Source organism: Methylomonas sp. Uni0009, assembly GCF_054188105.3.
This window is the reverse complement of sequence record NZ_JBTAFN010000001.1, coordinates 2,542,518-2,556,023: the sequence shown is the minus strand read 5'-3', so window position 1 is coordinate 2,556,023 and position 13,506 is coordinate 2,542,518. Positions and strand designations below refer to the sequence as shown.

Here is a 13,506-nt window from a genome sequence, read left to right as displayed (position 1 = left end):
TTAGTCGGTTGCTACCGATTGCACGGTCACTTGGCCGTTCATTAGCATGGGGAGGAGCCAGTCACGGAGAGCCACTAGTTTTTCGTTTTCCTGCTCTAAAGTGTCCTGCCGAGCAAAAATAGCAGAAACTGCCGCTGTATATGTTTCAGATATATGTGTCGGTGGGAGAACAATCTTTACAGTTTTTAGAACGCTGCCAGATACTTCCTTGAAAGTCGAACCGGAAGCATACTGGGTTATTGCCTTCAAACTAAGGTTTACCGTGTAATAGATAAAGGCTGATGAATAGCCTTTATTGGGAATAAACGACTTAAAACCTTGATTGGTGGTCAGTTCATTACGGGCAATCGCCATATAGCCGATTGGTGCCCTTGAGCTTAATAAAACGGTCCCCTTTGGATACTTGTTAAGAGAAGCCGATTTAATTCCAGCCTCACTGACATCAGTTGCGCCTCGGGTTACAAACTTCTTTCCCTGATTACCCGACAAGTCGTTTGGCGTAATCCAAGGTGTACCATCTATACAAAAATTTTCAGCTTCTGTTGTCGTCGGCGTGCTCCCGCCGACAATCTGCCCGAGGTCTTCCAATGTTCCCTCAGTCCACCCCTCCGGTATTTCCCGTTTCAGGATTGGGTTATAGACCATTTTGCCGCCGGAGGATTTGTAGGGTTTGCCGTTGGCGGCGGGCTTGTTTTGGGCGAAGTCGAAGGGAAAGTCGAACTGCACAAACCAGTAGTCATACAAAGTCTTCGCCATCGCTTCCAGTTCGGCGTTGATGCGGTTGTTGAGTTCGATTTTGGCATCGATAGCACTCAGGACTGACGAAATTTTTGTTTGTTCTAATTCGTTTGGAAAATTGAACTCGATTTGTCTAAGCGTGACACCAGTTAAATGCTTTATTGTCGATCCGATAAAAAACTTATCAAGTTCTTTTAAGCGTCCAGCTAGAAGCATTCTGTAATACAAAAACTCAACGTTGTATCCAGGCTTAACTCTTAGCCTATGCAACGCTTTTTGTATTTTCATATTCGGTATTTGGTCTCTCCAAATAGCGCACCGCCCTGGTTCACCACCTTCGCAAATAATTAAATCCCCATTTCTAAGACCATATCTCTCGTCTTCATAATCTTCAAATCTCATTTGACTGAGATTGTTAAGAAAAAAACTCCCCCACCTAACATTTATATTCGCCAAATATGGCTTTAACTCACCTTTATTTTTTTCTTCATCCAGCATTTTTCCTAGGCATGTGTCCGAGATTTCTCCTAGAGATAGCCTTTCCCAGCTTCTCATAAGGAGAGCTCTGTAGGGTGGGCAAACAGCTTTTTCGTTTGCCCACGCGGTGTCAACGGTGGGCACGAAACAGCCGTGCCCACCCTACGATAGATAGGATGTGCTGAACAACGTGAAGCGCATCGGTCGCGATCGATGCGCCTCCTTGCGTCGGCACATCCTACAAGCCTAATCGTCGCCAGGTTTCCAATCAAAATATTACAGGCCCACCCGACATTTCTAGGCATTGAAATTCACCCCCGCCAACTGCTTCTTAATTTCCGCCTCCAAATCCCGCGACTGGCTAAACAGACTGTCCAAATTATCGTTAAACACCTTCATTTTTTCGGAAAACTCTTCCGGCGTAATATCGACATACTCAATCTTCACATCGAAATACTGCCCGGCGCTGAGCGAGTAATTCTTGGCGGCGATGTCGCGGTAGCTGACCACTACCGAAAAATCCTCTTGCTGCTGCTTGGCGTTGAACACATCGATGATGCGCTGCTCTTCGGCGGCAGTGAGCACGGTTTTCTGGTTTTTACCGTCCTTGATTTTCTCGCCCAGATTGGAGGCGTCGATCAACACCACTTTACCCAGATTCAGGGTGTCGATGAACAAAATGGAGACGTTGGTGCCGGTGGTGGCGAAGATGTTGCTGGGCATGGACACCACGCCGGCCAGCATTTGCTTGTCCACCAGATGCTCGCGAATGCCTTTGTCGATGCCGGCTTGGGCGGTAATAAAACCGGTCGGCACTACCACAGCCGCCTTGCCGCCGGGTTTCAGCGAGTAAATGATGTGTTGCAGGAACAACTGGTAGATTTCCATTTTGTCGGTGGCCTTGGCTTTAACCTTGGGGATACCGGCAAAAAAGCGTTCTTTATTGGCTTTGTTGTCCAAGTCGTCGCGGAAATCGCTGAAATCCATTTTGAATGGTGGATTGGAGACGATGTAATCAAAGCGTTTTAACTCGCTGCCGTCCTTGTGCGACGGGTGCAGCAAGGTGTTGCCCTGCACGACGTTGGGAATGGAATGCACCAGATTATTCAGGATCAGATTCAGCCGCAGCAGGTTTGAGGATTTTTGGGAAATGTCCTGGGTGTAAATGCTGCAGCGGTTTTCGCCAATGGCGTGGGCGACGTTCATTAACAAGGTGCCGGAACCGGCGGACGGGTCGTAAACGCTGACGTTTTTGACGATACCGCGCTCGTCTACCGGCACCAGAATGGCGGCCATGATGCGGGCCACGGCGTGCGGAGTGTAATACTCAGCGTATTTGCCGCCGCTGTTGCTGTTGTAGTCTTTGATCAGGTACTGAAAGATATTGGCGTAAAAGTCGAATTTTTGCGCAAAAATGCTCTCCAATTTGGAGTCCACGCGCTCAAGGCTGAAGGTCATTAGCTTGTTGATAATAGCTCGACAAAAGTCATCACGCTTGGATGTGTCGGAAATGTATTCGCTTAGCCTGTCGAAAAGCACTACCTTGGCACCACCATCAGTTTTGACGGCGAACACGTCATTGTTGGTGATGGCGATGTCCATCAATGTGTCGTCGAATAGCTTGGCAAAATCCGGCGAGTTTTGGTTTTTCGCTAGGTGGCTTATGAGGTGACTGGGTTTTAGGCGGGCGATATTAGGCCCCATCTGCAATTGCAGCATTTCAAACTCTTCATCACTGAGTACAGCCAAAGCTTCTTCCCACTTGTCTGCATTGGCAATGTTTTCATCAGTTTTTTTGGCTTCTAATGCAAATCTGTCATGGATGAGTTTATATAAGAAGGTCTGTGTGATGATTTTGAATTCGTTGCCGTCATTGCCAAGTCCATAGTTGGCACAGACACTTTTCAAGTTGTCGATAAGTTCTTGAGTATTTTGTTTGAATTCTAGTTCTACCACCCACGCGCTCCGGTATTAAATTCTTTCAGGTACTCCGCGACTACTAAGTGGTTGATGTAGTGGGAGGTATCAGGGTTGAGTTTGATTTGATGTTGTTTCATAAAGCGATTAATAACCAAGGGCATGGTGATACGCTTAAAAAAGTCTTCGTTATCCAGCATTTGGCTGTTTTGCAATACTTGCTTGTCGGCATCTTGCTTGACGCCGGTCAGCGCTTCAAAGATTTTACGTTCGGAATCCGAAATACCGCCGCGTTCAACCAGGCGTTTGTGCATCCGGGTGTATTTGGTATCGCCTTGGTACTTTTGTCGCAATTGGTTGTTCTGGCGGTTGAGTTCTTTAACGCGCTCGTGGATTTTGTTCAGGGTTTGGATATTGGCGTTCATTTCGTCCTGTGTTACTTCCGACAAGTTCTTTTTCTTGAATAGCCGTTCCAGTTCTTCTTTAAGGCTGATGAATTTGGGGTCTTGCTGATCAAAGTTGCTGGCCAGTGCTTCGCGGGTTTGGCGCAGGGTGTTTTTAAGTTTGTCTGCTAAGACCAGCTCTTCTTCGCCGATTTTGGTGAACTGAAAAATCACATCTTCCAGTGCGATATTGAGCAAATTGGTGCTGTTGGTGCCTTGTTCCAGGGTTTCTTTCAGGTTTAGCAAGTCCAGGCGGTTGCTGGTTTCCCGATACAGCCAGTTGAGTTTGTTGAAATCCAGTTGCTGCAAAAAATCGTATTCGCCTTGCAGGCGGATCAGGTTGTACAGGCTTTTGGCATCGGCCAGGGCTTTTTTCAGCGCCAGCACTTGTTCGCGGTCGTTGATCTGGTTGAGTTGCAGGGAAAACTCTTCGGCATTGTCCAGATTGAAGTGAAACAGCACCTCTTTAAGGTGTGCAATCTCGGCGTGAATTTCTTCGTGGCTTTTGAATAGCTTGGAATATTGTTCTAGTTCGTCGCCGAGTTCGCCTTGCAGCTCTTCGAAATAGCGGCGGTTGGTTTCGTCGAATTGCTTACTGATGTCGGCAAAATCCACCACATAGCCGTAGCGAAAGTTTTTGAAGGTTCGATTTACTCGAGTCAATGCCTGTAGCAAATTATGTCCGTCAAGCTTTCTGCCTAGGTACAGCTTTTTCAGGCGTTTGGCATCGAAGCCGGTCAATAGCATGTTGTAGACAAACAGGAAGTCGATCTTACCGGCTTTGAAGTCCTCCACCCAGGTTTTGCGCTCTTCTTTAGTACCGACATCGTGCAGAATCAAGGCTGCGCTGGTCACTTGGTTAGCAGCTTTTTTCCGGCTTTTATAATCAGCTTTGGGCTCGGCGGCTTGTTTGAATTCGATGAATTCGCCGTCGTTGGCGGCCTGCGGTGTTGGTACGGATGATTTAGCGTATTTGGCGGTGAATAGTTCAAATAATTGCTTGGCTTGTTCGGAACTGTCGCAAATCACCATGCCGCCAATTGCCGCATCATTCAATGCGCCGCGGCTTTTTTCAAAGTCGCTGACGATGTAATCCAGCATCGGCTCAACAAAGCTGGGGTGGGCGTAAACCTGGGTTTTGTTGAGGTCGCCTTGCTGAATCTGCAAGTCGGCCAAGGCTTTTTGCAGCGCCAGTTTGTAATTGGTGGCGATTTCCTCACGGATCAGGCGCAAGGTGTAGCCGTCGGCAATGGAGGCGTTGTAGTAGTACTTGTGGATGTAATCACCAAACAACAGGCGCGAGTTGTAATCGGTGCCAAGCAGAGGCGTACCGGTCAGGCCGATTTTGATGGCGTTGCGGTCGGACTCTTCAAGATTGGCCAGAAAGCTGCCTTTGGGGTTGTAGCTGCGATGTACTTCATCCAGAAAGTACACCCGCTGAATGCTGACATCGTAGTCCTGAGTCGAAACCACATTCGGGTCATCCTCGAACTTCTGGATATTGACCACGGTGATTTCCGGCTTGCCGGAATGGTTGTGGATGACCTGCGTGGCTTTGATGGCTTTAGTAAACGCTTCGCGAGTGTCGATGGTATGAACGATCAAACCGCGACTGCTGAACTCGGTTTTGGCTTGGGTGAGCAAATCCAGGCGGTCAACGATGAAATAGAACTTGGGGATGATCTGCTGTTTCTGAAAATAGTCGGTCAGAAAGCGCACGTTGTAATAAGCCAACGCGGTTTTGCCGCTGCCTTGGGTGTGCCAGATGATGCCTTTTTTGATGCCCTCGTTTAATTTGCGGGCTATGGCTTTGGTGGCGAATAGCTGCGGGTAGCGCATCACGTGCTTTTGCACGCCGTCGGTTTCGTGCACGTAGGCCAAAGCAAAACGCAAGATAAACGCCAAACGCTCACGACTGAGCAATGAGCTGCAAATCCGGTTGGTTGGGCGATTGGGGTCTTTGTTGGTGATGAATTCCGGGTTACTGCGGATCACTTCCAGATTGTTGTCTTTTAAAACGCTGAGCTCGGTTTGTTCGGTCAAAGGTTTAAGTAACGCCGTCAGATTAAGGACTTCTTCCTCACGAAAATAGTTGAACACCGGTTTGCAATAGGCCGGGCTAGCGTAAAACGCGCCCTGTATTGGCTGTACTTCGTCTTCGTCGTACTCCATGTTATTGGAGAACAGCATCAACTGGGTGATGTTGATGAAGCGTTTGAATTTAGGGTTTTGAAAGCGTTTATTGATGCGGTCACGTTCGGCGAGGATGCCTTCGCGGTTGTTGGGCTTTTTGACTTCAATAAACACCAGCGGCATACCGTTAATCAGCAGCGTGATGTCGGGGCGAAATTCTTCATCGCCGTTTTGGCAGGTCAGCTCGGTAACAACGTGAAACAGGTTGTTGTTGAAGTTTTCAAAATCAATCAGCTTAGTGCCAGAACGGTCGGTCAGCTTTTGGTAGAAGGCTTGACCCAGGTCGTCGTTATCCAGCGTCAGTTTGGTTTCTGCCAGCAAACGGCCAATGTCGGCTTGGTCGATGTCAGGATTGATCTTGGCGATGGCTTGGTGGAATAGCGCCGGGAAATTAGTGTCGATGTCCCAGTCTTGGCCTTTCAGCGATATATAGTCATAGCCGAGCCGAACAAGGTGTAGTATTGCCGGTATCTTGACGCGCGTGTCTTCTGTAAATTTCATGAATTCCTTTGAAAGTTATCGGCAAGCATTTAACGCCTGAGTTTCCAGTTCTTAATCTCCGGCAAAATATTTCAGACTGGACTAGACCGCCTATTTTGCCAAGGCTTTAAGTTTATTTCAGTCATTTTTAGCAACAAAAAAATTGGTAAACATTTACAACTATATAAGTTGTTGTAATCGTTGATTGGTCATGACCTTGACTACTGCTTTTGCAATGTCTTCAGCACTCTGGCCGGATAAATCTCGTGGCAGTTTCAAAAGCTGGAAAATCTCCCCTTGCCGATGCTGCTGCACCTCACCGTAGCTGTAAAACGTCGTTAAAACATTTTCGTGTCCCAGATTTTGGCTCCAAGACTTAAACTCCTCTGGGGTTTGGCAAAGTTTCTCACCAAGCGTTCCCAAGGTTTTACGGAAGCTGTGCGGGTTGAAGTAAGGCAAACCAGCCGCTTCAAACGCCTCGCGAAAAATGGAGCGAATCGGCGATGCGTTTTGCCAATGCTCTGGCTTTATACCGGAAGCCCTAAAAACACGATCCTCGCTATTAATCACATTGGTTTTCGGAAACAACGGATCATCATTGCCCCATAGCAATTCAGTTTTCAGGTAGTTAACCCAGTCGACCACGATTTGCTGAATCTCATCGCCGACGGGAAAGAAATAAGTGGTGAATGTTTTGCTGAACTTGGTTTTGACCTCACGAGCATCCTGGAAGATGCAATTTGCAATCAGATCGACATGTTTGAGTTTCATCGATGCAATCGCACTATCACGCGCACCGGTCAACAAAGTAAAAGCGATCAGCGCGCGGTTACGCTGCTCGATGACCGTGTTGTTGGGCGTAGATGCGATGACGTGCTTAATTTGTTCGATGGTCGGCACACGAGTTTGCCGTTTGGCCGTCGCAATCCGCACCTCTTTTTCGGATAGGTTGAAATATTCGGCCTCGGTATAGCTGATATGCGACTTGTAGCCCGGCTGCATGGTTAACCATTGGAAAAAGGTTTTCAACTGGCTAAGGGTCGAATTCATTGTCGATTTGCTCAGTGGCTTGCCGGTTTGCTGATTGATTTGTTTGGCCAGGTCGGCTTTGAAGGAAACCGCTTGCTGATAATGAAAAGCCTTGAATTCGCGATATTTTGTGTAGGTTTCAAAGCGACTGATGGCCTTGGCTACGGCATCGACTGAGCTTTCGTTTTGACGTTTGGCTTCTTTCAAAAAGATAAAGTATTTGCGCTTAATACGCTCGTTTTGGGCATTGTGTTTTATCATGGTTTTAACTCACTATTTGAAGTCACTGTTTACGAGGGGGTTATCGCTCTCGCTTATCCGCTGCATCTGGCCTTGATAGTCTTTCTTGTTCCAACGCGACAAATACTCGCTGCAAACCTCGCGGAAGGTTTTGTATCTGATGCGCTTGCCGGCCTGTATAAACAGCTCAGCGCCACCCATGCGCTCAATATCTTGCGGGGATAGTTGCAGCAACTCTTTTTTGGATAGCGCGTTAATGGCTTCCAGCTTGGCTTGATGATGGACAACGAATAAATCGACGCCCAGTTGTTTGAACAACTCCGCGCCGCCCAAGGTTTCGATGTCGGCATCGGACAGCGCCAGCAATTGCGCCTGATCCAAAAAGGGGACGGTTTTAATGCTGTGTTCGATTTGATCAGCCCAGGCTTGGGCAAGGGACTCGGCAGGGAAGGTTTTGTTTTTAACGATACCCTTCAGCGGACATCGGCGCGGAAATTACCGTTTGCTAGAGGTCTGATGTAAGCCATCATGCACCTCCAACGAAAACGCGAGGCACGCAGAAACACACGAAAGAATCGTGGCTAGAAAAAATATTTGGTTGGTTTGAATTTTTAGCCGCGGACTGGACTAAAAGGGACTGCTTTTGCTGGTTCATTACGCCACCTCATTGAACAACTTAATGCAGAGTGCGCCTAAATTTGCGCCTTGCTGCGGTTTGTTGCTTCAACTCGACGGGCAAGCCAGTTGATAAGCTATTGATTAGCTTGGTCATTCAGTGGTGGGTCGTGTGCGATTCGAACGCACGACCATCGCATTAAAAGTGCGGTGCTCTACCGGCTGAGCTAACGACCCCCTGAATGAGCCGCCCATTATACTCAGAAATATTAGTTTTGCAACGATTACTTGTAATAAATACAAAATAATATCTTCACTTCCTAAATAGTGCTGGTCGCCTACTCTTTTACCGGCCGTTTTTCCAGCTTTCTTTGCAAGGTTCTTCTGTGCATATTCAATGCTCTGGCGGCGGCTGAGATGTTACCGTCGTGCTGCATCAGCACCTTTTGCAAGTGCTCCCACTCCAAGCGCTTTACCGATAGCGGATTGTCACTGATGGCTACCGAGGCATCGCCTTCGTTCTTGTACAAAGCACTGACAATCTCATCAGCGTTGGCCGGCTTGGTCAGATAATGAATCGCGCCCAATTTGATAGCCTCCACAGCGGTGGCGATACTGGCGAAACCGGTCAGCATGACGATTTGGGTATTGTCATCTAAAGAAATCAATTTCTTGACCATTTCCAAACCGGAGTCAAAACCGATCCGCAAGTCGATTACCGCGTATTCAGGCTCGGTTTGTTCCGCCAGTTTCATTGCCGTATCGACATCATTGGCGACAGTCACTTGAAAATTACGCTTTTCCAGTGCCGGCTTCAACACCGAACAAAAGGTGACGTCATCATCGACAAGCAATAAATTGGGTTTATCCATAGGTAATTGATTCATGCATACTCTCCTTAGCTAAAAGCGGCAAACTGATTTCAACGCAAGCACCGCCCGACTCTAAATTACTGAACTGTATTTTACCGCCGAGTCGCTTGATAGTGGTATAAGTCAAAAACAAGCCAACTCCCATGCCTTGCTTATTGCTCTTGACCGGTTGGTGCCCGGCAAACTCGATAAATTCAGCCGGCAAGCCTGGACCGAAATCCCGGATTTTCAAGTTTAGCGTTGCTTCATCCCATTCCACATGAAACTCGATGCCCGCATCGACCGGCGATGCCTCGGCAGCGTTATTTAGGATATTAATGATGGAGTGAGTCACAGTACGTTCCGCAATCACGCGCGCTTCCATATCCACATTCGGCGAAATAAATAGCTTGAGCCTGGTGGCGGCTTTATGCGTGCGCCACTGGCCTAATACTTCATCGATATATTCGCTCACCAGCATCACCTTGCCGGATTCCGCCCGCATCTCGCCGGCGGAGGCCGACATCACCGACAAGGCTTGTTTGCAGCGATCAATCTGCTGTTGAACAATTACCAGTTTCTGATGCAGATCCGGATAGCGATGCGCCGACAGCTCTTCCGCCATCTCATGCGTCAAAATGGCGATCGTGCCCAGCGGCGTACCCATATCATGCGCGGCGCTGGCTGCCAAGGTGCCTAGGGACACCACGCGCTCGTCGCGTAGCGCACTCTCGCGGGCATCCGCTAAATTACGCTCCCGCTCTTTCAAGGTCTTGGACAGTTCGACCACAAAAAAAGCGACTAAGCCGGCGCTAAACACAAAACCAAACCACATACCGAATACATGCAGATTGAAATAACGCCTGTCGTTCATCAAATGCATTTGCAGGCTCATTTCCGGCGTCATCTCCGTCATCGCCGGATGGGCCATGTGCGGCTCGACAGCCGGCAAGGGTACGTTGTAGGCAATCAATACCGTATACACGCAGGAGGTAATGATCACCATATTCCAGGCATAAGCCTGCGGCAGCATGATGGCAGTTACAATCAAAGGCAGCAGAAACACCCAAATGATCGGGTTTGACGCGCCGCCGGTCAGATAAAGCAGATAGGCCAACGCCAACACGTCCATGCATATTTGCGAAAAAATCTCGTGCTCGGTAACTTCTTCCGGCGTCCTCAGCCGTAGCCAGGTGTAAAGATTAAGTATGGAAATCGCAAAAATCGCCAGCCACAGCTGGTTTTGCGGCAAATTAATACCCAGGCCGTTCACTGCAATAAACACCGCCACCGTAACGGCAAACAGCATCAAATTTCTAAGAATGTATAACCACCGCAGGTTTTCGCGAATGGATATTTCGGCTTTGGGCAGAATGTGTGAAAGCATAGAAACAACACTAAATTGAAGAACGCATCGCCGCTAGATACTACCGCCGCTTGCTTAAGAAGGTGGAAAGCCGACCAAACCTGGATGGCGGCCACCTAAGTATTCAATCGATTTTTGATAGCAACCTTCACTCCAACCGCTACATGCCATGGCAAATAAGGAATTAGGCTAGCCACTTAAAAGATCGAACGACAATCTACGAGCTAATCTTTTAGGAACAAGCGTCACGATCTGACGAATCATGTCCCGAAAAATAGTGCGGCATATCACGCACCAGCCAAACGCCAGCCGCCGTTTTTATCCACCCATCTCATGCTCAGCCAGTACCAAAACGTCATGGGCAGCATCATCGCAAACCATTCCCAATCGTCGATCAAAAATAATTTGGCAACCCAGCCGTTGCCATCGAAATAGAGCGGCCAAGGCACACAGTAAAGAGTAAAAACAATACTACTCCAGATCAACAGTAACGCGCCTTTGCGGGTTTCTATACTCGACAGGGCCAGGAACACCCACAACGGGGTTTTATCGGTTTTTTGCATACATCTCTCCACTGAAAAATCTCGTGCCAACCCAATTAGTGGCGCAACAACCTAACAATAAACGACTAGAAAAGAAAGAAATTCCTGAGCAAATCCACCAAAACAAACCTCACCACCAAACCCGGATCATTTACCAAAAATTGAACTGTGTTATATAAAGCACGCGCCTGTGCTATTTCGCTGAATTTCGCCCACCACTTACTCAAGCCAACCCAGGCAAAATACGCCGTAATATAATGAAATATATATATATTATTGAGTTGGCCCATTATTCGCTTCGACTAGTGTACTTGCTTCGTGGTTTGCTTTCCGAAAAGCGGTTAGTAGGTCTCTATCCCTGCCATGTCTGCCGCTGGCGGAATGAGCAAATCTCTGAAAGCAAGCTTTGCCACACCCGTCGTGAGGCGGGGCCGGAAAATCACGGTTCTTAAAAAACGATTTAAAGAAGGCCGGATTGCCCCCATGCGCGCCATGGGCGAGGGCAAAGTTTGGCTCGCTGCTGTTGGTCAAGTTTTGTCAGTTTCGCTGTTACCTTTAATTCCAATAACAAAGAGGACGATCATGATCTTTCATAAAACGGCTATAGCAGCTATTTTGACAACTGGCCTGGCGGCTGTTTCCAGTCAAGCATTCGCGCACTCTTACTACAACCTGACCGGCGCGGGCACAGTAGCCTCCGGTAACTCCGCCATCGGCTTCGGCATCGCCAACAGCATCAACGGTACAGACGGTGTATCTGCAAACTCCAACGGCACCAATAGAGTCGCCAACGGTACCAACGTTTATACAGTCGGCGACTTAAACGCGAACACCTTAATTCCGGGCACAGGTACCGCGGCTGAGACAGCCACAGAAGTAGCAGGCAACCTGCCCTATATGTGGTATTCAGGTCAGCATACAACCGCTGCCGGCTTCACCAAACGCGAGTTGCATACCGGCTCCAGCGCTACAGACAACGATGGCGCACTGACAGCAAACCTTATTAGCTCAAACCCTAGCTTCGGCACCAACACTATCGGTAGCTTGTGGAAAGCTTACTCGGACAAAAACGGCGGCACCAACGCCGCCACCTGGGGCACCATCATGACCGACCTACCGGCTGATGGCGACCATCCTTACTTGGCGGTAGCAGGCAATTCAGCTTCAACCGGCCTGGGACTGGACTACGGCTTGATTCATATTAGCTGCGGCGCAAACACAGCAAGCGCTAACTGCGCCAGCGCGGGCAATATCAAAACCACCATTACCGTGAAAAACGACGCGGATTACAGCCAATTTAACGGCTTATTGGACGTGGCCCTGTATCGCAATGTGGACAGCAGTTCCACATCTGACCGTAACGCGGCTGCCACAATCGGCGAAACGGGCCTGCAAGGCTCAAGCTTGGGCGAAGCTATCTGGACAGCCAGCATGAGCAGCACTTCCGACACCTTGTTCTACTCGTTTGTGTTCGATCAAGCCGAGTGGAATGCCACAGGCACACCAGGACTACACACCAATGGCTTTTATACCTTGGTGGTCGGCGCGCACGGTGGCGGCGCGCTCGATGGCGTAACCTACGACGTACTGGTTACCACTTCGGCAGTGCCTGTTCCAGGCGCAGTCTGGCTGTTCGGCAGCGCGATGGCCGGCTTGATCGGTTTCGGCCGCCGCAAACAACAACTAGCGGCTTAATTGCCCAACGGGATTGCCGCCAAACAACGGCAATCCCCTCACCAATCGCTGTTTAACAACAGGCTTTAGCTCATATATTTAATTCGATAGAGATCCAAAATGACTGCAAACTTAACCTTTAAGAAACTAGCATTAGCCGGCGCCATGGGCGCTTTAATGTCGATCAGCGGCATGGCTAGCGCTCACGTAACCTACAATTTGGCTTCCGGAGATCCCTTACCGGACGGTTCTGCCGCAGGCCCATGGTCGGCCGGCGATCCAGGATATATTGGCAATTTGCCCGCCACCTGGGTAGCGATGATCCACAATGACGGCGGCGTTGCCAACTCGCAAACCGCCAGCGGCCACGGCATAGGCATGGGCGCCAAAGCTTATAAAGACGGCGCGACAAACTGGGGGCATACCGCCGATTACGGTTTGTTTGAATTGCATGCCGATGCGGAAGTGACCATCACCGTATCGTCGGACGGCTCCAATCTGCGCCCGGCTTTTGGTTTGTGGAGCGGCTGGGATACCGCGGGTAGCAGCAGTCGTCATCAAGAATACCTGAACAACGGTGCTCTGAATCCCATGGCTGCCAGCCCACTTGGCACCACACTGGCTTTGGTTGACGCAAACGCCTGGGCCTTCGCAGCCACTCAAGGCACCACCGCCAGCGCGACGCTGACCCGTTTCCTGACTGCCGGTACTTACACACTGATTTTGGGTGGTTACGACGGCACGGTAGGCGGCGCCAATCTGGCCTATACCGCTACCATCTCCGCCGCCGCATCACCAGTACCCGTACCGGGTGCGGTTTGGCTGTTCGGTAGCGCGATGGCCGGCTTAGTCGGTTTCGGCAAACGCAAAACGACAGAAAACGTCTGAGACGTATCTATGTCACTTAAAGCTGATTTTTAACCCGGCGCCCTTAATTACCA

General features: G+C 49.2%; 11 protein-coding genes, 1 tRNA gene and 1 riboswitch. Of the genes, 3 read left to right on the top strand and 9 right to left on the bottom strand.

Translation table 11 applies throughout. From position 1 onward, the window contains the following. The 4 genes from ACWAU0_RS12125 to ACWAU0_RS12110 form a co-directional block, all read right to left on the bottom strand. On the bottom strand, positions 1-1,293 hold the full coding sequence (locus ACWAU0_RS12125; RefSeq protein ID WP_458136818.1) for a restriction endonuclease subunit S: 1,293 nt from the start codon (positions 1,291-1,293) through the stop codon (positions 1-3). Positions 1,294-1,512: 219 nt separating this feature from the next. Continuing rightward, positions 1,513-3,171, bottom strand: coding sequence for an HsdM family class I SAM-dependent methyltransferase (locus tag ACWAU0_RS12120; RefSeq protein ID WP_458136817.1), 1,659 nt, complete (start codon positions 3,169-3,171; stop codon positions 1,513-1,515). Then, on the bottom strand, positions 3,165-6,269 hold the full coding sequence (locus ACWAU0_RS12115) for a type I restriction endonuclease subunit R (RefSeq protein WP_458136816.1): 3,105 nt from the start codon (positions 6,267-6,269) through the stop codon (positions 3,165-3,167). The genes ACWAU0_RS12120 and ACWAU0_RS12115 overlap by 7 nt, the downstream gene beginning before the upstream one ends. A 159-nt stretch (positions 6,270-6,428) precedes the next feature. Beyond that, a complete protein-coding gene (locus ACWAU0_RS12110) occupies positions 6,429-7,250 on the bottom strand; it encodes a site-specific integrase (RefSeq protein ID WP_458136815.1) in 822 nt (273 codons plus the stop codon). A 9-nt stretch (positions 7,251-7,259) separates the two neighbouring features. On the opposite strand from ACWAU0_RS12110, the gene ACWAU0_RS12105 reads away from it, so the two are divergent. Then, positions 7,260-7,454, top strand: coding sequence for a hypothetical protein (locus tag ACWAU0_RS12105; protein ID WP_458136814.1), 195 nt, complete (start codon positions 7,260-7,262; stop codon positions 7,452-7,454). 96 nt (positions 7,455-7,550) lie between these two features. Here ACWAU0_RS12105 and ACWAU0_RS12100 read toward each other — a convergent pair whose 3' ends face one another. The 5 genes from ACWAU0_RS12100 to ACWAU0_RS12080 all read right to left on the bottom strand — a co-directional run bounded on the left by ACWAU0_RS12100 (position 7,551) and on the right by ACWAU0_RS12080 (position 10,912). Beyond that, complete coding sequence (locus ACWAU0_RS12100; protein WP_458136813.1) at positions 7,551-7,898, bottom strand: hypothetical protein; 348 nt, start codon at positions 7,896-7,898, stop codon at positions 7,551-7,553. 395 nt (positions 7,899-8,293) lie between these two features. After that, positions 8,294-8,369, bottom strand: a tRNA-Lys gene (locus ACWAU0_RS12095). 101 nt (positions 8,370-8,470) lie between these two features. Beyond that, on the bottom strand, positions 8,471-9,019 hold the full coding sequence (locus ACWAU0_RS12090; RefSeq protein WP_026603562.1) for a response regulator transcription factor: 549 nt from the start codon (positions 9,017-9,019) through the stop codon (positions 8,471-8,473). Further along, entirely contained in the window at positions 8,997-10,370 is a 1,374-nt protein-coding gene (locus tag ACWAU0_RS12085) for an ATP-binding protein (protein ID WP_415878990.1), read from the bottom strand. Before ACWAU0_RS12085 ends, ACWAU0_RS12090 begins: the two co-directional genes overlap by 23 nt. 266 nt (positions 10,371-10,636) lie before the next feature. Beyond that, positions 10,637-10,912 (bottom strand): hypothetical protein, encoded by a 276-nt coding sequence (locus ACWAU0_RS12080; RefSeq protein ID WP_020483075.1) that lies wholly within the window; start codon positions 10,910-10,912, stop codon positions 10,637-10,639. Positions 10,913-11,289: 377 nt separating this feature from the next. Beyond that, positions 11,290-11,374: riboswitch (cyclic di-GMP riboswitch) on the top strand. Positions 11,375-11,473: 99 nt separating this feature from the next. On the opposite strand from ACWAU0_RS12080, the gene ACWAU0_RS12075 reads away from it, so the two are divergent. Beyond that, the gene (locus ACWAU0_RS12075) at positions 11,474-12,586 is read left to right on the top strand and encodes a hypothetical protein (RefSeq protein WP_458136812.1); all 1,113 of its coding nucleotides are present in this window, start codon (positions 11,474-11,476) and stop codon (positions 12,584-12,586) included. 99 nt (positions 12,587-12,685) lie between these two features. Further along, on the top strand, positions 12,686-13,453 hold the full coding sequence (locus ACWAU0_RS12070; RefSeq protein ID WP_033158423.1) for a hypothetical protein: 768 nt from the start codon (positions 12,686-12,688) through the stop codon (positions 13,451-13,453). Positions 13,454-13,506: the final 53 nt, after the last annotated feature.

Bases quoted from the DNA above. Each gene is read 5' to 3' on its own strand.
- ACWAU0_RS12125 (WP_458136818.1), bottom strand. From the start codon at position 1,293: ATGAGAAGCTGGGAAAGGCTATCTCTAGGAGAAATCTCGGACACATGC.
- ACWAU0_RS12115 (WP_458136816.1), bottom strand. From the start codon at position 6,269: ATGAAATTTACAGAAGACACGCGCGTCAAGATACCGGCAATACTACAC.
- ACWAU0_RS12110 (WP_458136815.1), bottom strand. From the start codon at position 7,250: ATGCAGCCGGGCTACAAGTCGCATATCAGCTATACCGAGGCCGAATAT.
- ACWAU0_RS12090 (WP_026603562.1), bottom strand. From the start codon at position 9,019: ATGAATCAATTACCTATGGATAAACCCAATTTATTGCTTGTCGATGAT.
- ACWAU0_RS12085 (WP_415878990.1), bottom strand. From the start codon at position 10,370: ATGCTTTCACACATTCTGCCCAAAGCCGAAATATCCATTCGCGAAAAC.
- ACWAU0_RS12080 (WP_020483075.1), bottom strand. From the start codon at position 10,912: ATGCAAAAAACCGATAAAACCCCGTTGTGGGTGTTCCTGGCCCTGTCG.
- ACWAU0_RS12075 (WP_458136812.1), top strand. From the start codon at position 11,474: ATGATCTTTCATAAAACGGCTATAGCAGCTATTTTGACAACTGGCCTG.
- ACWAU0_RS12070 (WP_033158423.1), top strand. From the start codon at position 12,686: ATGACTGCAAACTTAACCTTTAAGAAACTAGCATTAGCCGGCGCCATG.